At 63.2% G+C, this 19,470-nt stretch carries 17 protein-coding genes; 6 read left to right on the top strand and 11 right to left on the bottom strand.

All coding sequences use genetic code 11. The features are described 5' to 3' along the window. Positions 1-121 precede the first annotated feature (121 nt). Genes LCF60_RS10625 through LCF60_RS10615 form a run of 3 tightly spaced genes read left to right on the top strand, consistent with a single transcriptional unit; the run spans position 122 to position 2,665 of the window. Positions 122-784 (top strand): GntR family transcriptional regulator, encoded by a 663-nt coding sequence (locus tag LCF60_RS10625; protein ID WP_292291700.1) that lies wholly within the window; start codon positions 122-124, stop codon positions 782-784. Between the two features lie 11 nt (positions 785-795). Then, positions 796-1,641 carry a fumarylacetoacetate hydrolase family protein gene (locus tag LCF60_RS10620; RefSeq protein WP_292291699.1) on the top strand — a complete coding sequence of 282 codons (846 nt, stop codon included), beginning with the start codon at positions 796-798 and terminating at the stop codon, positions 1,639-1,641. Positions 1,642-1,681: 40 nt separating this feature from the next. After that, positions 1,682-2,665: a LysR substrate-binding domain-containing protein gene (locus LCF60_RS10615; RefSeq protein WP_292291697.1), complete on the top strand. Its 984-nt coding sequence runs from the start codon at positions 1,682-1,684 to the stop codon at positions 2,663-2,665. Here LCF60_RS10615 and LCF60_RS10610 read toward each other — a convergent pair. From LCF60_RS10610 to LCF60_RS10595, 4 genes are read right to left on the bottom strand one after another with little or no spacing between them, the layout of a single operon-like run. Beyond that, positions 2,662-3,414: a glucose 1-dehydrogenase gene (locus LCF60_RS10610; protein ID WP_292291696.1), complete on the bottom strand. Its 753-nt coding sequence runs from the start codon at positions 3,412-3,414 to the stop codon at positions 2,662-2,664. The two genes, LCF60_RS10615 and LCF60_RS10610, sit on opposite strands and share 4 nt — an antisense overlap. A 32-nt stretch (positions 3,415-3,446) precedes the next feature. After that, positions 3,447-4,334 (bottom strand): NAD(P)-dependent oxidoreductase, encoded by an 888-nt coding sequence (locus tag LCF60_RS10605; protein ID WP_292291694.1) that lies wholly within the window; start codon positions 4,332-4,334, stop codon positions 3,447-3,449. Between the two features lies 1 nt (position 4,335). Beyond that, positions 4,336-5,379, bottom strand: coding sequence for a transketolase C-terminal domain-containing protein (locus LCF60_RS10600; protein WP_292291692.1), 1,044 nt, complete (start codon positions 5,377-5,379; stop codon positions 4,336-4,338). Further along, on the bottom strand, positions 5,376-6,227 hold the full coding sequence (locus tag LCF60_RS10595) for a transketolase (RefSeq protein ID WP_292291691.1): 852 nt from the start codon (positions 6,225-6,227) through the stop codon (positions 5,376-5,378). The genes LCF60_RS10600 and LCF60_RS10595 overlap by 4 nt, the downstream gene beginning before the upstream one ends. A 185-nt stretch (positions 6,228-6,412) precedes the next feature. Between LCF60_RS10595 and LCF60_RS10590 the strand changes: the two genes are divergently transcribed. Together LCF60_RS10590 and tkt are read left to right on the top strand one after the other, a co-directional pair. Next, on the top strand, positions 6,413-7,753 hold the full coding sequence (locus LCF60_RS10590) for a Gfo/Idh/MocA family oxidoreductase (RefSeq protein WP_292291689.1): 1,341 nt from the start codon (positions 6,413-6,415) through the stop codon (positions 7,751-7,753). Between the two features lies 1 nt (position 7,754). Further along, positions 7,755-9,701 (top strand): transketolase, encoded by a 1,947-nt coding sequence (gene tkt, locus LCF60_RS10585; RefSeq protein ID WP_292291687.1) that lies wholly within the window; start codon positions 7,755-7,757, stop codon positions 9,699-9,701. Positions 9,702-9,724: 23 nt separating this feature from the next. Here tkt and LCF60_RS10580 read toward each other — a convergent pair whose 3' ends face one another. The 7 genes from LCF60_RS10580 to chvE form a co-directional block, all read right to left on the bottom strand. Then, positions 9,725-11,245 (bottom strand): aldehyde dehydrogenase (NADP(+)), encoded by a 1,521-nt coding sequence (locus tag LCF60_RS10580; protein WP_292291686.1) that lies wholly within the window; start codon positions 11,243-11,245, stop codon positions 9,725-9,727. A gap of 12 nt (positions 11,246-11,257) precedes the next feature. Beyond that, positions 11,258-12,175: a dihydrodipicolinate synthase family protein gene (locus LCF60_RS10575; RefSeq protein ID WP_292291684.1), complete on the bottom strand. Its 918-nt coding sequence runs from the start codon at positions 12,173-12,175 to the stop codon at positions 11,258-11,260. A 34-nt stretch (positions 12,176-12,209) separates the two neighbouring features. After that, on the bottom strand, positions 12,210-13,133 hold the full coding sequence (locus LCF60_RS10570; protein ID WP_292291683.1) for a Gfo/Idh/MocA family oxidoreductase: 924 nt from the start codon (positions 13,131-13,133) through the stop codon (positions 12,210-12,212). After that, a complete protein-coding gene (araD, locus tag LCF60_RS10565) occupies positions 13,133-14,875 on the bottom strand; it encodes an L-arabinonate dehydratase (protein ID WP_292291682.1) in 1,743 nt (580 codons plus the stop codon). The genes LCF60_RS10570 and araD overlap by 1 nt, the downstream gene beginning before the upstream one ends. A gap of 4 nt (positions 14,876-14,879) precedes the next feature. Next, positions 14,880-16,109 carry a multiple monosaccharide ABC transporter permease gene (gene mmsB / locus LCF60_RS10560; protein WP_292291681.1) on the bottom strand — a complete coding sequence of 410 codons (1,230 nt, stop codon included), beginning with the start codon at positions 16,107-16,109 and terminating at the stop codon, positions 14,880-14,882. 10 nt (positions 16,110-16,119) lie between these two features. Further along, entirely contained in the window at positions 16,120-17,640 is a 1,521-nt protein-coding gene (gene mmsA, locus LCF60_RS10555) for a multiple monosaccharide ABC transporter ATP-binding protein (RefSeq protein ID WP_292291680.1), read from the bottom strand. A 104-nt stretch (positions 17,641-17,744) separates the two neighbouring features. Next, positions 17,745-18,800 (bottom strand): multiple monosaccharide ABC transporter substrate-binding protein, encoded by a 1,056-nt coding sequence (chvE, locus tag LCF60_RS10550; protein ID WP_292291679.1) that lies wholly within the window; start codon positions 18,798-18,800, stop codon positions 17,745-17,747. 127 nt (positions 18,801-18,927) lie between these two features. Between chvE and LCF60_RS10545 the strand changes: the two genes are divergently transcribed. Continuing rightward, a partial coding sequence (locus LCF60_RS10545; protein ID WP_292291678.1) for a LysR family transcriptional regulator occupies positions 18,928-19,470 on the top strand: 543 nt, incomplete at its 3' end.

Raw genomic sequence — 19,470 nt, 5'->3', positions numbered from 1 at the left:
GCGAATGGAAACTCGACACGCAACATTTTTTGGTATACCAAATCCGGACTTTCGCAGACACGCTCTTTGCCACATCCAGGGGACAGCGCGTGTGAGCGCCTGATTATGCAGAAAAAGCCGGATGTCGAAGGAAACGCTCGCTGAACAGATCGCCAACCGGCTTCGCCGCAACATCCTGCGTGGCAAACTCTTGCCGGGGATGGCGGTCAAGGAACGCGATATTGCTGCCGACATGGGTGTGAGCCGCACCCCCATCCGCGAGGCGATCCGCATTCTGTCCAAGGAAGGGCTCGTCGAATTGCGCCCGTCGCGCAGCCCGATCGTGGCAGTGTCCGACTTCTCCGAAGTGGCGGATCAGACCGAAGTATTGATTGCATTGGAAAAACTGTCAGCCGAACTGGCCTGCAAGAACGCATCCGAGGCCGAGATCGAGAATCTGGCCGCGATCACGCAATACATGTCGGACCATTTCAACACCACCGACGCGCTGGACATGTTCGAGATCGACATGTCCTTTCACACCGCGATCGCGGCTGCGTCCGGCAACAGGGCGCTTGCGGAAACCCATGGCACCTTCCTGCGCAGACTCTGGCGCGCGCGCTATATGGCCGCCCGGCAGCGACGCAACAGGGAACGGGTGCTCAATCAGCACACGCGCATCCTGGACGCCCTGCGCGCCCGGAACAGCGATGAAGCCCGCGAGGCCATCGGCAACCACCTGTGGCACTTGGCCGAAGACATCCGTTCGGTCATAGAACAAGAATCAGCGACTCAGGAAACGTAAGGAAGACAGCGATGAAGCTTTTGCGATTCGGGCCCGAGGGCCAGGAAAAACCCGGCATTCTCGACGGTGACGGCAATGTCCGCGACCTCAGCGGCAAGGTCGCCGATTTCGCCGGCGCGGCTGTGTCACTGGAGGCGCTGGACACGATCCGCGCCCTGGATGTTGCAAGCCTGCCCCTGGTGGAGAACCCGGGGCGCATCGGCTGCCCCCTTGCATGGGTGCCGAATTTCTTCTGCATCGGCCTGAACTATGCCTTGCACGCCAAGGAAAGCAACATGCCCGAACCGCCCGAGCCGATCATCTTTTCCAAGGCGAGCTCTGCCCTGTCGGGGCCGTTCGATCCTGTCGTCATCCCGCGCAACTCGGTCAAGGGCGATTGGGAAGTCGAACTTGGCGTCGTGATCGGGAAACCGACGCTCTACGTCAGCGAGGACGATGCGCTGGACCACGTCGCGGCCTATTGCACCATCAATGACGTGTCAGAACGGGAATTCCAGATCGAACGTCAGGGCCAATGGATCAAGGGCAAGTCCGCACCGACCTTCGGCCCCGTCGGCCCCTATCTCGTCAGCGCAGACGAGGTCGCTGATCCTCAGACCCTGCGGGTGTCTCTGGATCTCAACGGTGACACGGTTCAGGATTCGAACACCAGCGACATGATCTTTTCCGTTCGTCAGATCATCAGCCACATGAGCCAGTTCATGCAGCTCATGCCGGGTGATATCATCGCCACCGGCACCCCGTCGGGCGTCGGGATGGGCATGAAACCGCAACGGTTCCTGAAGCCCGGCGACGTGATGGAGATCGAGGTCGAAGGCTTGGGTCGCCAACGTCAAGAGGCTGTTGCCGCGGAGTGAGGACGCATCATCGCTCCTTGGCGCGGCGGCGCCCCTTTGCATGTCAGTGACCCCGAACCTGAACGCATATCTCTATTTCGAAGCCGTTGCGCGGCGTGGGACGATCACCCGCGCCGCAGAGGAACTGTCGGTCTCTCCGTCCGCGGTCAGCCAGCAGGTCAAGCTTCTGGAACAACGGCTTGGGGTCAAGCTGTTCCGGCGCAACGGGCGTGTGCTCAGCCTGACGCTGGAAGGGGAACAGCTGTTCCAATCCTCGACAACCGCGTTGCGGCTGTTGCGCGACGCAGGGCGTCACCTTGGCAAGACCCGCGAAACGCATCGCCTGAACCTGCGTGTCACACCCAGCTTCGGGGTCCGTTGGCTGGGCCCCCGGCTGGCCGATTTCGTCGCCCGGCACCCGGATTGGGACCTGCGTGTCGATGCGGCGCCGGATCCGACCGATTTCGAACGCGAGGTGATGGACCTCGATATCCGCTATGGGGCCGGCGACTGGCAGGGCCTTCATGCGCGGGCCGTGGTGCCGGATCACGTGCTGCCGCTGTGCAGCCCCGAGTATCTTGCCGGGCTGGCCTTCTCTGATGACGCGGGTGCCCTGCTGGATCAGGCACGCCTGATCGACAGCGCGCGCGCCTTGTGCCAGTGGGATTTCTGGCTTTATCACAACGGGATCGAAACGCAGGGCAACCGCAAGTCCATCCTGATGGACCGGTCCTCCATGGCGTTGCAGCTTGCCCTCGACGGGGCCGGGATCGTCCTGGAATCGCTGGCCCTCGCCCTGCCCGAAGTGGCCGAGGGACGACTTGTCCCCGTGCTGCCCGCCAATCCGGTTCTGACCTTCCCGTCCTACTGGGCGATCTGCCCCGCACGGTATCTGAACCGCCGTGCCGTGAGGCTCTTTCTCGATTGGCTGGAGGACGCCGCGACAGCCCATTCCGGTCAGGTGCGCGACATCCTTGATCACCACGGGCTGACCGTTCGGAACCTGAAATTTGACGGCGGACAGCTGGTCGGGGCAGAACCCTAGTGGATCAGTGATCCCCCGTTCACATCGATTTCCGATCCGGTGACATAGGCCGAAAGCTCGGACGCCAGGAACAGCGCACAGCCCGCCACATCCGACGCCTCGCCCGCGCGGCCCATCGGGATGCCGCCAAGGATCTGGTCCATCATCTCGGGTGTCAGCTTACCGCCCGTGATGTCGGTGGCAATGAACCCAGGACAGATCGCGTTCGACCGGATGCCGTCAGGCGCAAGCTCGCGCGCCATCGCCTTGGTCAGACCCAAGATGCCCGCCTTGGCCGCCGAATAATGCGGGCCACCGAAAATCCCGCCTCCGCGCTGCGCCGACACGGAGGACATGTTGATCAGCTTGCCGGATTTGCGACCGCGCATGTGCGGGATCACGGACTGGCTCATGTTCAGGGTGCCCAGCAGGTTCACATCCAGCACCGCGTCGTAGTTCTCGTGCGTGATGTCCATGATCCTGAGCGGTTGCGTGATGCCCGCATTGTTCACCAGGATGTCGATCTGACCGAAAGCTTCGAGCACCGTGGCGACAGCCTCGTCACAATCCTGCTTGCGCGTCACATCGCATGCCAGCCCCATGTGGCCGTCACCGATATCGGCGGCGGCATCCTCGGCCTGCGCCGCATCCAGATCGAGGATCGCAATCCGCGCGCCATGTGCCGCGAAAAGGCTGGCCATGGCCTTGCCCAGCCCACGCGCGCTGGCAGCGCCGGTGATGATCGCGGTTTGTCCGTCCAGTAGTTTCATGTTGTCTTTCCCATGTGCGGCTGTCGCCCGCGTCAGCTTTCGGTAACCTTGCAGTTGGTCAGCGCCTCGTAGGCGCGGATCACGGCGCTGTCGTCATGACGACCCAGCCCCATGCCACCGGCGCCCACCATCATCTGGTAAGCTGCCGCAGCCAGCGGGACCGGCACGCCACTGTCGCGCGCGGATTGAACCACGAGGCCCAAATCCTTGATGAAGATATCGACGGTCGAGGTAGCCACCGGATCGACCTGCATCATGCGCGGCACGCGGTCGTCCATCATCCAGCTTTGCCCGGCAGAGCTTGAGACGATATCCAGAAGCGTTTGCGGATCGCACCCCGCCTTGGCCCCAAAGGCCATCAGCTCGGCGGCCGCCACGAGATGCACCCCGGCGGCCAGTTGATGCACCACCTTGTAGGTCGCGCCCATGCCCGGTTCGTCGCCCAGCCGGTGCACCTTTTTCGACACCGCCGCCAGCAGCGCATCGGCGCGCTCGAACGCGGCTGGCGGTCCTGACGCCATGATCGTCAACGTACCGCTCTCGGCCCCGACCTGCCCACCGGAGACCGGCGCATCCAGCATCACGTGCCCTGCATCGTTCAATCGCGCCGCAATCGCGCGCGCTTCGGACGGGGCCACGGTCGAGGACAGGATCACCACCGCACCGGGCGCAAGTGCATCCGTGACACCGCCAAACAACGCCGCCTCGGCCTGGGCCGCCGTTGCCACCATCACCAACAGCAAGTCACAGTCCGCGACCAAATCCGCCGCGTCGTCCCCGGTGCGCCCGCCGGCCTTGGCAAATCTGCCACGCGCGTCGGGCGACAGATCGAAACCGCTGAGAGGGATTCCAGCCGCCAGGATGTTGCGGGCCATGCCCTGCCCCATCGCCCCCAGTCCGATGATCGCGGTACCTGCCATGTCAGTCCTCCAACCATGCCTTGATCCGGGCCGCGATCCGTTCGACCGTGATGCCATACTGGTCGTGCAGGGTCGGCAGCGCGCCCGCGTCGAGAAATTCATCCGGCAAGGCGATCTGCCGGAACGGCACATGCACCTGCGCCCGCATCAGCGCGCCAGCAACCGCCTCTCCCAGACCGCCGGTGATCGAATGGTTCTCTGCCGTCACGACAAGCCGCCCGCCCTTGGCGGCTTCGGCACAGATCGTTTCCACGTCCAGCGGTTTGATCGTCGGTGAATGCAGCACCGCGCAGAACACGCCGTCAGCGGCAAGCGCCTTGGCCGCATCCAGCGCGCGCATCGTCATGAACCCTGACGAGATGATCAGCACGTCCGACCCGTCATGGATCATCTGCGCCTTGCCCAATTCGAACCGGTAGCCGTATTCGCCCAGCACATTCGGCACCTTGCCGCGCAACAGCCGCATGTAGACCGGGCCGGGGGTGTCGGCGATCACGCGGGTCGCCTGGTCGATCTCCACGGCATCGCAGGGGTCCAGCACTGTCAGGTTCGGCATGCCCCGCATGATGGCCAGGTCTTCGGTCGCCTGATGGCTTGGCCCGTACCCGGTGGACAGCCCCGGCAGGGCGCAGCATATCTTGACCGGCAGGTCTTCCTCGGCAATCGCCATCGCGATGAAGTCATAGGCGCGGCGTGACGCGAACACCGCATAGGTCGTGGCGAAGGGCACAAACCCTTCGCGCGCCAGACCGGCGGCAGCAGACATCAGCAACGCCTCGGCCATGCCCATCTGATAAAAGCGGTCCGGGTACGCTTCGGCAAAAACGTGCAGGTCGGTGTATTTGGACAGGTCTGCGGACAGGCCGACAATGTCCTCGCGCGATCTTGCCAGATCGGCCAGCGCATGCCCGAACGGCGCCGCGATGGTCTCGCGTCCTTCGGCATCCAGCGACGCAATCATCGCACTGGTGGCGACCCGTTCTCCGCTTGCAGGCGTGCGGGGCGAGTATTTCGATTTGCGGCGCGAGGATGCGGGGATCGTCATAGCGGTTTATCCTCGTCAAGAAGCGCAATCGCCTTGGCCCATTCGTCTGCCTCGACCCGGATGAAATGCGTGCTTTCCCGGTCCTCCAGAAAGGGGATGCCCTTGCACATCTTGGTATGGCAGATGATCACGCGCGGCTGCCGATCGGGATGGTTGCGGGCTTTGTCGAAGGCCTGAACCAGAGCTGTCAGGTCATTGCCGTCAACCTCTTGCGCGTACCATCCAAAAGCCCGCCATTTCGGTGCTTCCTCCGGCGTGGCCAGCGCATCGAGCGTCGGGCCATCCGCCTGCTGGTTGTTGAAATCGACAATGGCGATCAGGTTGTCCAGCTTCCATTGCACTGCCGACATGACCGCTTCCCAAGTTGATCCTTCGCCCAGTTCGCCATCGGACAACATGTTGTAGACAAACGACCCGGACGCCTTGCGCTTGAGCCCAAGAGCCGCGCCCACCGCGATGCCCAGACCTTGGCCCAACGACCCGCCCGTGATCTCCATCCCCGGCGTATAGGCCGCCATGCCGGACATCGGCATCCGGCTGTCATCCATGCCGTAGGTCTCGATCTCGTCCTCCGGCAGGATACCGGCCTCGAGCAGCGCCGCATAAAGGGCAATCGCATAATGACCGATGGACAGGTAGAACCTGTCGCGCCCCTCCCATTCGGGATCGTCGGCGCGATAATTCATCGCGTGGAAATACGAGGTCGCCAGCACATCCGCGACACCAAGCGCCTGACCGATATAGCCCTGTCCCTGCACCTCGGCCATCTGCAGCGCATAGCGGCGGATCGCCCAGGCGCGCCGGGCCAGGCTGACATTGGTTGCACGTGTTTCGCTGCGATTGGGCAAACCGGTCTCCTGCCTCCTTGGGCTCTGGCTTGTCTGAAAGTCGCTGCAATGGGCGGAGTGCGACAAGCGGGAAATCGTTAATGACTGTTTAGCAGAGCTTAACAATTTCCCTCGAATTCATGATGGTTTCCATGCCTGTCGCACCGGTATCCTGTCCCCGAACAAACGAACCGAAGGGGACTCCCATGAACCTGTCCGCACTGCTGGCTGCCCGTACCGCCCAAGGCACTCCCGTCAGGATCGGGCTGATCGGCGCAGGCAAGTTCGGATCCATGATCCTTGCCCAGGCCAGACACATTCCCGGCTATCACATCGTCGGAATCGCCGATCTGGACGTGTCCAGGGCACAGGCCTCGCTGGCCCGTGTGCATTGGGAGGAAGACCGGTATTCCGCGCCCTCGCTGACCAGGGCCGTCGCATCCGGAGCCACCCATGTGACCGACGACGCAGCAAGCCTGTTCGCCTGCCCCGAAATCGAAGTCATCATCGAAGCGACCGGCCACCCCATCGCGGGCGTGCGCCACGCGCTTGGCGCCATAGACGCGGGCAAACACGTCATCATGGTCAACGTCGAGGCCGACGTGATGTGCGGCCCGGTCCTCGCCGCCCGCGCCGAACAGGCGGGCGTGGTGTATTCCATGGCCTATGGCGATCAGCCGGCAGCGATCTGCGAACTGGTCGATTGGGTCCATGCCTGCGGGTTCGAACTTGTCGCGGCCGGAAAGGGCATGAATTTTTGCCCAAGCTACCGCTATTCGACACCGGACACGGTCTGGGACTATTTCGACTTTACCGAGGAACAGGTGGCATCCGGAGACTTCAATCCCAAGATGTACAACTCCTTTACCGACGGCACCAAGGCCGCCATCGAAATGGCCGCCGTCGCCAATGCGACCGGGATGGACTGTCCCAGCGACGGGCTGGCATTTCCTCCCGCCGGGCTTCACGACCTGGCCGACGTGTTCAAGCCGGCCAGCGAGGGCGGACGCCTGGAAAAGACCGGCATCGTCGATATCGCCGCAAGCCGCGAACCCGATGGGCGCGTCGTGCAGAACAACATCCAATACGGGATGTTCGTCACCTTCCGGGCTCCCAATGAATACACCCGCCAGTGTTTCAACCAATACGGGCTGATGACGGACACATCCGGCTGGTACGGCAGCATGTGGCGGCCGTTTCACCTTATCGGGTTGGAGACGTCGGTCTCGGTCCTGTCGGCAGCCCTGCGCCATGAACCGACCGGTGTGTCGAAACGCTACCGCGCCGATGCCGTGGCGACGGCCAAAGGCGATTTCGCGGCGGGCGAGATGCTGGATGGTGAAGGCGGCTACAAGGTCTGGGCCAAGGCGATCCCCGCCTCCCAGGCCGCCGCGTTGCAGGCTTTGCCCATCGGATTGGCCCACCACGTCAAACTCAGGCGCGCAATCAAGCGCGACCAGATCGTGACGCTGGATGACGTCGACGTGGTCGATGACCTCGACATTCACAGCCTGCGGACCGAACAGAACAGCATGCTGGACAACTGACATGCCAAACATTCAGAGTATGGCGGACGCCATCCGGTTTCTTGCCATCGACGCGATCCGGAAGGCCGGCGAAGGCCATCAGGGCGTACCGCTTGGCATGGCCGAAATCGCCGCAACGCTTTACGCCAACCATCTCAAGGTCGCGCCTGAAGATCCGCTTTGGCCAGACCGCGACCGCGTGGTGCTGTCGAACGGTCATGGCTCCATGCTGCTCTATGCGCTGCTGCACCTGTCGGGCTACGAAAAGGTGTCGCTCGAAGCGCTGAAATCCTTTCGAACGCTGCATTCGGTCTGCGCCGGCCACCCCGAGATCGAACAGGATGCGGGGATCGAAATCACCAGCGGTCTGTTGGGTCAGGGCATCGCCTGCGCGGTCGGCATGGCCGTGGCCGAGGAACGGCTCGCCGCCCGATTTGGCCGCGATCTGGTGAATCACCGCACCTGGGCCTTTGTCGGCGACGGGTGCCTGCAGGAGGGCATGGGGCAAGAGGCGATTTCGCTTGCCGGGCACCTGCAACTGGGGCGATTGACCTTCTTGTGGGACGACAACCAGATCACCGATGATGGCGACACCGCGCTGTCGATTTCCGAAGACGTACCGGCGCGGTTCAGGGCCGCAGGCTGGCATGTGGTGCCGGTTGATGGGCACGACATCGATGCGGTGGATACCGCCCTCACCGCGGCCAAGGCCGATCCGCGCCCTTCCCTGATCGCCTGCCGCACGACCATCGCGCGGGGCATTCCCCGCTTGCAAGGACAGCGCGGCGGTCACAGCGCGCCGTTGACAGTAGAGGACACCCAAGAGGCGCGCGCCGCACGCAACTGGCCGCACACGGCCTTTCACGTTCCGCAGGAGGTCTACGACGATTGGCGCTGTGCAATGGACCAAGGCGCGCAGGCCCGAACAGACTGGATGGCACGGTTGGCGACGCATCCTGAAAAGGAGGAGTTCACCCGCTGGATGACCGGTGCCTTGCCCACTGGTTGGGCCGATGCCTTACCCGGATCCTGCGAAGAGCCGCGCGCCACGATCCTCTCATCCGGCGATATCTGCGATGCCCTGACCCGGGTCTTGCCGGAATCGATCGTGCTCTGTGCCGACCTCGAAGCGCCCACCAACCACAAGCGCAGCCGCGTGGCCTTTACCCCGGCCAACCGGGCAGGGACCTACGTGCATTGCGGCGTGCGCGAACACCTGATGGGGGCAATGGTGGATGGCATCGCCGCCCATGGCGGGTTGCGCCCGATCAACGTGACCTATCTGGCCTTTGCCGATTACGAACGCCCTGCGATGCGCATGGCCGCGCTGATGGGGTTGCCCGCTCTCTTTGCCTTCAGCCACGACTCGATCGGCGTGGGCAGCAACGGACCGACCCATCAGCCGGTCGAAACGCTGGCCGGCTACCGCGCGATGCCCAACATGCGGGTGTTTCGCCCTGCGGATGCCGTGGAAACACGCGAGGCATGGCATATCGCCTTGGAAACCGGGGACGGCCCGTCCATGCTGGCCCTGTCGCGACAGGACGCAGATCAGGTGCGCAGCGATACATCGGAAAACCTGACGCGCTTCGGGGCGTATGTTCTGGCCGGGCCGGAACAGGACCGCGACCTTACCCTCATCGCCACGGGCACCGAGGTCGGTTTGGCGATGCAGGCGCGCGAGACGCTGGCGCCGCTTGGCATCCGCACAACCGTCGTGTCGATGCCCTGCTGGGAGCTGTTCGAAGATCAACCTGCCGCCTATCAGGCCCAGGTTCTGGGAGACGCCCCGCGCATCGCCATCGAGGCGGCGCTGAAATTCGGGTGGGAGCGGTGGCTGCGTCCGACAGACCGGTTCATCGGCATGACGGGCTTTGGCGCATCGGCCAAGGCGCCGGCGCTTTATGCGCATTTCGGCATCACCGAGAACAGGATCGTCGAGGCCGCGAAAGAACTGACAGGGCGGTGACCCGCCCTGCCCTGATGTGGTGCCTACACGCCGCGCAGATCGTCCGGCAATAGCGCGTCGGGCATGTTCTGATAACAGACCGGCCGCAGGAACCGACGGATCGCCAATGTGCCCACCGACGTTGCGCCAAAGTTCGTCGAGGCCGGGTACGGCCCGCCATGCACCATGGCTTCGGCAACCTCGACCCCTGTCGGAAAGCCGTTGACCAGAACGCGCCCGGCCTTGCGTTCCAAGACGGGAACAAAGGGACGCGCGGTGTCGGTATCCGCATCGTCCATCTGCAGCGTCGCCGTCAGCTGGCCCTGCAAACCACGCGCCACGTCCAGCATCTGCTCGGGCCCGCTGGCTGCCACGAGGATGCCCAACGGACCAAAGACCTCTTCGGCCAAGGCTTCGTTGGCAAGCCAGCTTTCCGCGTCGACCTTGTAAATCGCCGGCGCCGCGTTGCGGCGGTCACATGTGGATTTCAAAAGCTCCTGCACACCGCTTGCCGATCCGACCTCTGCCACGCCGCGCCGGAACGCGTCGGCAATTCCGTCGGTCAGCATCACCGATTCACCGGCAGCCTCCAACGCATCGGTTGCAGCCTTGGCAAAGGCATCAAGCTCCGGTCCTTCGGTCGCGACGACGATGCCCGGATTGGTGCAGAACTGCCCAACCCCCATCGTCAGCGACCCGGCCCAGGCGGCGCCCAGCTCTGCGCCGCGTTGGGCCAGCGCACCCGGCATGACGAAGACCGGATTGACCGATCCAAGCTCGCCGAAGAACGGGATCGGAACAGGCCGCGCGGCGCACAGGTTGAACAGCGCGCGCCCGGCGCCCAGAGACCCGGTGAACCCAACCGCATTGATCAGCGGATGCTGAACAAGCGCACCACCCAGTTCATGGCTGGTGCCCTGGATCAGCGAAAACGTGCCCGCCGGCATGCCGCAGCGCGCAATGGCCGCCGCGATGGCGTCTGCCACGATCTCGCCGGTGGCAGGGTGGGCCGGGTGACCCTTGACCACAACCGGACAGCCGGCGGCAAGCGCCGACGCGGTATCCCCACCGGCCGTCGAAAACGCCAACGGAAAGTTGGACGCGCCGAACACGGCAACCGGACCGATGGGCCGCTGCACCATCTTCAGATCAGGACGCGGCAGGGGCGCACGGTCCGGCAAGGCCGCGTCGTGGCGACGGTCGAGATACGCGCCGTCGCGGATATGTGTCGCGAAGAGGCGCAGCTGACCGGTGGTGCGCCCACGCTCTCCCTGAAGCCGCGCTTCGGGCAGACCGGTTTCGGCACATCCCAGCCGCGTGATGTCGTCCCCGCGCGCGTCGATCTCCTCGGCGATGGCCTCCAGGAATGCGGCACGGTCTTCGCGGCTGGTCCATCCGTAGGTCGCGAATGCCTCTTCGGCAGCACGGACGGCACGATCGACCTCGTCGGCACCGCCTTCGCAGAAGGACGTGCCATCGCTGCCGACAGGTTGCGAGGTGAATGTGTTCTGGCTCGACACCCAATCGCCAGCGATCAGATGTTTGCCGTGCGGTTCATAGCCCATCGAAATTCTCCTTTATTTGCCCCAACGCAATGCGATCACGTCGCGCTCGGCTGCCAGTTGCAGCAAGCGCGCGCGGGTACGCTCCGACATCGGTTTGAGCGGGTGTCGCACATGATCCGACCCGATCACACCCCCTTCCTTCATCACGACCTTGGCGGCCCGCAGACCACATTGGCGGTTTTCGTGATTGATCAGCGGCAGACATTCGCGCCATTGCGCCAATGCCGCGTCGATATCGCCCGCAAGGTAGTTCGTGACAATCGGCTTGATCAACTCGGGCTGAAGCGCCGAGGTCATCGTGCCGGTACACCCTGCGTCCAGATCCGCCAGCAGCGTCACCGCCTCTTCGCCATCGAACGGCCCGACGATATGGTCGCCGCCCGCGTCGATCAGCGCCGCCAGCTTGTCGGCGGCAAAGGGTGTTTCCATCTTGAAGTAGCTGACATTCGCGATCTCCTTCGCCATCCGGACAAGCAGCGGAACGGGAAGAGAGACACCCGAGAGCGGCGCGTCCTGCACCATGATCGGGATCGAGATGGCATCGGACACCGACGCGAAATGTTCAAAGATCCCCGCCTCGGCGGGAACGAGGCCAACACCGTGATAGGGTGGCATCATCATCAGCATCGCAGCGCCCATCGCTTCGGCTTCGCGCGCGCGATCTACAACGATCTGCGTACTGAAATGGCTGACTGTGACGATCACCGGCACCCGGCCTGCGACATGCTCCAGCGACAGCTTGGTCAGCGTGGCGCGTTCTGCATCCGACAACACGAACTGTTCGGAATAGTTGGCCAGGATACAGATTGCGTCGACGCCCTGGTCGATCATGCAATCCAGCACGCGCGTCATGCCTTCGGTATCGACAGAGCCATCGTCGTGAAAGGGGGTCGGGGCCACGGGCAGAATGCCGGTCAGCGGGTGCTTCATGGGAAATCCTTCAATCTTGCGGGCGCGGTGCGCCTCAGTCGTGAAACGGGTCGGTCGGGATACGACGACCAAGTGCCAGAGCATCGGTGGCAAGCGTCATCGGGCGCAGGTCCATGTCGATCCCGCCGGTGCAGACAAGCTGCGCCATGCGGGCATATAACCGGGGGTATTCGCCCCCCAGCGGAGCGGCATCGCCGGTGCGGGTGCCGTCCACCTCCATCACCGCGCCGCCATCGCGAAGCTTGAGCGTCCCTGCGTCCGTCACCGCGTCGATCTCCCAGGTCTGGTCGCCGTCCTGCCGCCAGTCGAACACGGCACTGACCCGCGCGCCTTTGGGGTGGTGGAAATCAATCCGCGCACCGATCGGGGTCTGGCAGTTCTCGGGCACATCCAGGTCGGCCTGGGTCACGTGAATGTCGTCCGGCAGGATCTCGGTCACGATGGACAGCGCGTTGATCCCGGGATCGAACACACCCAGCCCACCCGGTTCCCAGATCCAGGCCTGTCCGGGATGCCAGCGGCGCACGTCTTCTTTCCACGTCACGGTCAGCGACTTCAGCGTCTTGTCGGCCAGCCAGGCCTTGGCAGCGGCCACCATGTCGGCATGGCGCGAATGCCAGGTCGCATAGATCGAGAGCCCCGCCTCGCGCGCGGCCGCCTCAAGCGCGTGACATTCGGCAATCGTGGCGCCGGGCGGCTTTTCCAGCATCACGTGTCGCCCCGCCTTGAGAGCCTGCATCGCATAGTCGAACCGCGGCACCGGCGGCAGGCACAGCGACACGACGCGAATGTCGGACCGCGCCTCGAGCATCGCGCCCATGTCGGTGAACGCCTCCACGCCCTCGACCGTCCCGTGACGGCTGACCGTTGCTGCAAGGTCCCAGTCAGAGCTACCGTCGATGGCCGGCACGTGCTGGTCCACCGCGATCTTTCCAATGCCCACAAGTGCGATCTTCATCAGTGACTGTCCTTTCCGACCGGCGCGCCGCGGCATCCCTTGAGGAAATCGAGGTCCGCGCCGGTGTCTGCGCCTTCAACATGCTGCTGGTGCAACCACGCATAGCCGCTTTCCGGGCGCTCGTGGATCGGTGTCCAACGGGCAAGGCGCTCGGTCAGTTCGGCGTCCGAGATGTCCAGATGCAAGCGGCGGTTCTCGACATCAACGTCGATCATGTCGCCCGACCGAACAACCGCCAGCGGTCCGCCCGCTGCGGCCTCGGGCGAGGTGTGCAGGATCACGGTGCCATAGGCGGTGCCCGACATGCGTGCATCGGAAATGCGGATCATGTCGGTGATCCCCTTCTTCAGCACCTTGGGCGGGAGACCCATATTGCCAACCTCGGCCATGCCGGGATACCCCTTCGGGCCGCAATTCTTGAGCACCATGATGCAGGTCTCGTCGATGTCGAGCGCATCGTCGTTGATCCGCGACTTGTAATCGTCGATATCCTCGAAGACCACGGCGCGGCCGCGATGCTGCATCAGCTCGGGTGTGGCGGCAGAGGGTTTGAGGATCGCGCCCTTGGGAGCGAGATTGCCCTTGAGCACTGCAATGCCGCCCTTTTCCGTAAGGGGCCTGTCGACGGGGCGGATCACGTCCTCGTTCCAGTTCTGCGCGTCCTTGACCTCGTCCCAGATCGTCTGGCCCGAGACGGTCATTGCCTCCTTGTGCAGCTTGTCCGCCTCGCCCAGCCGTTTCAGGACGACGGGCAGACCGCCGGCATAGAAGAACTCTTCCATCAGGTACTTGCCCGACGGTTGCAGATTCAGGATCGTCGGGATGTCGCGCCCGCAGCGGTCCCAGTCATCCAACGTGATGTCGATGCCGACGCGGCCCGCGATGGCCAGCATGTGCACCACGGTGTTGGTCGACCCGCCAACCGCGCCATTGCAGCGGATCGCGTTCTCGAACGCCGCGCGCGTCAGGATGTCCGACGGCTTGAGGTCGTCCTTGACCATCTGCACGATCCGCCGACCCGAAAGTTGCGCCATGACGCGGCGGCGGCTGTCGACGGCCGGGATCGCCGCATTGCCCGACAGCGCCATGCCAAGCGCCTCGGACATGCTGGCCATCGACGACGCCGTGCCCATCGTGTTGCACGTGCCCGACGAGCGGGTCACCGCGGATTCCGCATCAAGGAATTGTTCCTGCGTCATCTCGCCGGCCTTCACCGCTTCGGAAAAACGCCACAGATGGGTGCCCGCACCGACGCGTTCGCCCTGGAACCAGCCGTTCAGCATCGGCCCGCCGGTCACGATGATCGACGGCAGATCGCACGATGCCGCCGCCATCAACAGGCTTGGCGTGGTCTTGTCACACCCGACCATGAGCACGCAGCCATCCATCGGCTGGCCCCGGATCTGTTCCTCGATACTCAGCGCCGCAAGGTTGCGGAACATCATCGCCGTGGGCCGGAAGGTGTTTTCCGAGGCCGAGAAGACCGGCACTTCCATCGGAAAGCCACCGGCCTCCCAGATGCCGGCCTTCACCTTTTCGGCCAGCTCTCGCAAATGCCCGTTGCACGGCGTCATGTCCGACCACGTGTTCAGAATGCCGATGATCGGCCGCCCGTCGAACAGGTCATCCGGATAGCCTTGGTTCTTCATCCAGCCACGATGATAGATCACGTCCTTGCTGCTGCCGGTATACCACTCGGCAGATCTCAGCTTGCGGGGCCATTTTGCAGGTTTGAATGTCATGCTCTCAGCCCTTTTTCTTGTTGTAGACGTCGAAGATCACGGCGGCGAGCAGGACAAGCCCCTTGATCATCTGCTGGTAGTCGATGCCGATACCCATGAGCGACATCCCGTTGTTCAGCACCCCCATCAGGAACGCGCCGACAACCGCGCCGACGATCTTGCCGACACCCCCCGACATCGACGCCCCGCCAATGAACACGGCCGCGATCACGTCCAGTTCCAGCGCGAACCCCGCTTTCGGTGTCGCGGTGTTCAGACGCGCGGCAAAGACCAGCCCGGCAATGGCGGCCAGCATGCCCATGTTGACAAAGGCCAGAAAGGTCAGCCGTTCGGTCTTGATGCCCGACAGCTTGGCCGCTTTTTCGTTGCCGCCAAGCGCATAGATGCGGCGGCCCAGAACCGTGCGTTCGGTGATGAACGCGTAGATGATTGTCAGCACACCCATCGTCAGCAGCACGTTTGGAAGGCCGCGGAATGTCGCCAGCTTGTAGAGGATGAAGATCAGGGCGAGCGCAATGATGGCAATCCGCGCGACAAAGAACGCGCGGGGTTCGTCTTCGATGCCGTAGGCCTTGTTTTGCGCGCGCTGGCGCAGGCCAGACCAGACCACCCAGCCGGCCGCGACGATCCCCGTGGCAAAGGCCAGCACGTTGAAGTTGCGCACGGCGAAAAGGCCCTTGAAGGCTTCGCCGCCGGGCAGGATATCGGGCACGAAGCCTGTTGCGATCACCTGGAATTCACGCGGAAACGGACCCACAGATTGCCCTTCGAGCAACCAGAGCGACAACCCGCGAAACACCAGCATCCCCGCCAAGGTCACGATGAAGGACGGGATCTTCCAATAGGCGATCCAGTACCCCTGCGCCCCGCCGATGATCGCGCCGACCACCACGCAGGTCAGCATGGTGACGATGATCGACATCTCGTAATTGACGATCATGACAGCCGCCAGCGCGCCGACAAAGCCCATGACGGACCCGACCGACAGGTCGATATGCCCCGCCACGATGACGACCAGCATTCCAAGCGCCATGATGACGATATAGCTGTTCTGCAACAGCAGGTTCGTCAGGTTGATCGGCCTGAGCAGCGTACCGCCCGTGACGATCTGAAAGAACGCCATGATGGCGATCAGCGCGAACAGCAGGCCGTATTCGCGCAAATGCGCCTTGAGGTAGCTGCCGATCCGAGCAGTCGCGCCCGCGCTTTGGGAAGTGTTTTCCGCCACAGACATGCCTGTCCCCTTATTCGTTCACGATGAGCGACATGATGCGCTCCTGACTGGCCTCGGATGCAGGCATCTCGCCCACGAAGGCCCCTTCGTTCATCACGTAGACCCGGTCGCACATGCCCAGAAGTTCGGGCATCTCTGACGAGATCATGACCACGCCTTTCCCGGCCGCGGCGAGATCGTTGATCAGACCGTAGATTTCGTATTTCGCGCCGACGTCGATACCGCGTGTGGGCTCGTCGAGGATCAGCACCTCAGGTCCGACGAACAGCCATTTCGACAGAACGACCTTCTGCTGGTTGCCGCCCGACAGGTTCACCACCTTCTGGAACACACCCGGCGTCCGGATGCCCAGATCCTTGCGGTACTTCTCGGCCACCTCGGTTTCGGCATGATCGTTCAGCACAGAGGCGCGGGCCACTTCGGGCAGGTTCGCCAGGGTGATGTTGCGCGTGATGGTATCGTCGAGGATCAGGCCAAGGCTCTTGCGGTCTTCGGTGACATAGGCGAGCCCCGCCTTGATCGCGCGCCCGACATCGGACACATCCACCGGCTTGCCGTGCATTTCCACCGTACCGGTGATGTTCTGGCCCCAGCTTTGGCCGAAAATCGACATCGCCAGTTCGGTACGCCCTGCTCCCATCAGCCCCGCGATTCCGACCACTTCGCCGGCGCGGACATCAAAACCGACATTGCGGATCACCTGCCGGTCGGCATGTTCGGGATGCGCCACCGACCAGTCGCTCACCCGCATGATCCGTTCGCCGATCCTGGGTGTGCGCGGCGGATAGCGGTTTTCCATCGACCGGCCCACCATGTCGCGCACGATGCGGTCTTCGGTGATGCCCTCGCTTGCCGCAAAGCTGGATACCGAATGTCCGTCCCGGATCACCGTGACCGTGTCGGCGATGCGGCGCACTTCGTTCAGCTTGTGGCTGATGATGATTTGCGTCATGCCCTGCGCCTTGAGCTCGAGCATCAGATCAAGCAGCGCCTGGCTGTCGCTTTCCGACAGCGCCGACGTCGGCTCGTCCAGGATCAACAGGCGTACATCCTTTGCCAGCGCCTTGGCGATCTCGACAAGCTGCTGTTTGCCGACGCCCAGCTTTTCCACAAGCGTCGTGGGCGCATCGCGCAGCCCGACCTTGCGCAGCAGGGTTTCCGTGCGCTGGTTGGTCTCGCGCCAGTCGATCACACCGCCCTTGGCGTTCTCGTTGCCCAGAAACAGGTTCTCGGCAATCGACAAAAGCGGCACAAGCGCCAGTTCCTGGTGAATGATGATGATGCCGCGCGCTTCGCTGTCGGAAATGTCCCGAAACTGCGCCAGCGCGCCGTCATAATGAATTTCGCCGTCATAGCTGCCCGCCGGATAGACGCCGGACAGCACCTTCATCAGCGTCGACTTGCCCGCGCCGTTCTCTCCGCAGATCGCATGAATCTCACCGGTTCGAACCTTGAGAGACACGTCATCAAGCGCCTTGACGCCCGGAAACGTCTTGGTGATGGAACGCATTTCCAGCAGCGTATCCTGCATGGCGACAGCCTTCGGATTGAGAGTGTGATGGTGGCGGCAGACCGGCCCGCATGCGGTGCGGGCCGGTCCACCTGACCGGTGGCAGGTCGTTCAGCGCGCAGCGCTTACTTGATCTGGTCCATGTTGTAGTACCCGGTATCGATCAGACGCTCTTCCCAGTTGTCCGCCGTGACCTTGAGAGGCTCCAGCAGGTACGAGGGCACAACCTTGACGCCGTTGTCATAGGTGCTCGTATCGTTGATCTCGGGCTCGCCGCCTTCAAGCAGAGCCTCGACCATGCCGACAGTAACACGCGCCAGTTCGCGGGTGTCCTTGAAGATCGTCGAATACTGCTCGCCCGCGAGGATCGACTTGACCGACGGCACTTCGGCATCCTGACCCGTCACGATCGGCATCGGCGTGTCGCCGGACCCGTAACCGACACCCTTGAGCGAGGACAGGATACCGATGGACAGACCATCATAGGGCGACAGGACACCATGGACCTGAGCATCGGTGTAATGCGCCGACAGAAGGTTATCCATCCGCGCCTGTGCAACCGCTCCGTCCCAACGCAGCGTGCCGACGGTGTCCATGCCCATCTGACCCGAAACGATATTGACCTTGCCGCTGTCGATCAACGGCTGAAGAACGGACATCCCGCCATCATAGAAGAAGTACGCGTTGTTGTCGTCGGGCGACCCGCCGAACAGCTCGACATTCCAGGTCTCCGCATCCGGGAACCGCTCTTCCAGGCCCGAGACCAGCGTTTCCGCCTGTTGAACGCCAACCTTGAAGTTGTCGAAGGTCGCGTAGTAGCTGACATGCGCGCTGTCGCGGATCAGGCGGTCATAGGCAATGACCTCGATTCCGGCAAAGCTTGCGTTCTCAAGCGCGTTGGACAGCGTGGTGCCGTCGATCGCCGCGATCACCAGCGCATCAACGCCATTGGTGATCATGTTCTCGATCTGCGCAAGCTGGTTCGGAATGTCATCCTCTGCATATTGCAGGATCGTCTCGTAGCCGGCGGCTTCGAATTGTTCCACCATCGATTCGCCGTCCGAGATCCAGCGGGCCGACGATTTCGTGGGCATCGCGATTCCGACAAGGCCTTCCGCAAAGGCGGATGTTGCCAGAGTGGTCACCAGCGCCGTGGTGACCAGAACAGATTTAAGGGTCATGTTTTTCCTCCCGTGGCAGACGCTCTCCATTGCGGCTCTGCCTTCTGAGCGAATGCCTATCCGAGTGGCGTATACCAAACCAATGCAAATTTGATCGACAGGCATAATAAAAATGTTATGCTTTGCCATGTCCTCCGCATTGACCAACCGCCTCAAGCCCTCGCATCTTCGATTGATCCGCGCCATCAACGACAGCGGCAAGCTGCAACTGGCGGCGGACACCGTCGGCATGTCTCAACCCGCCGCGTCGCGGATGCTGTCGGATATCGAGGCCGATGCCGGGGGGCCGCTGTTCGACCGCCTGCCGCGCGGCATGGTCCCAACCGCGGCAGGGGCAGCCTTTGTCCGTCGCGCGCTCATAATCCTTGCCGAGGTCGACGCCTTGGGAAGCGAGGTCGAACAGTTGCGGACCGGACTTGCCGGCTCCGTGCGCGTCGGTGCGGTTACCGGTCCCGCCGTCGGCGCGTTGGTGCCGGCTTTGACCATGATGCGCCAGAAGGCTCCCGAAATTCAGCCCACGATCGAGGTTGCCCCGTCGGTCGCCCTGATCCGGGGATTGGAAGAAGGCCGCTTCGATTTTGTCATGGCGCGGCTTGGGTCCGACAACGACACACGCTCTTTCCATGCCTATCCCGGCCGAAAGGAGGACGTGTCCCTGGTGGTGCGCAGC

Source organism: Marivita sp., assembly GCF_020055635.1.
Taxonomy (GTDB): domain Bacteria; phylum Pseudomonadota; class Alphaproteobacteria; order Rhodobacterales; family Rhodobacteraceae; genus Marivita.
Note: the sequence above shows the minus strand (reverse complement) of the source record. Positions and strands in the feature narration are given on the sequence as shown.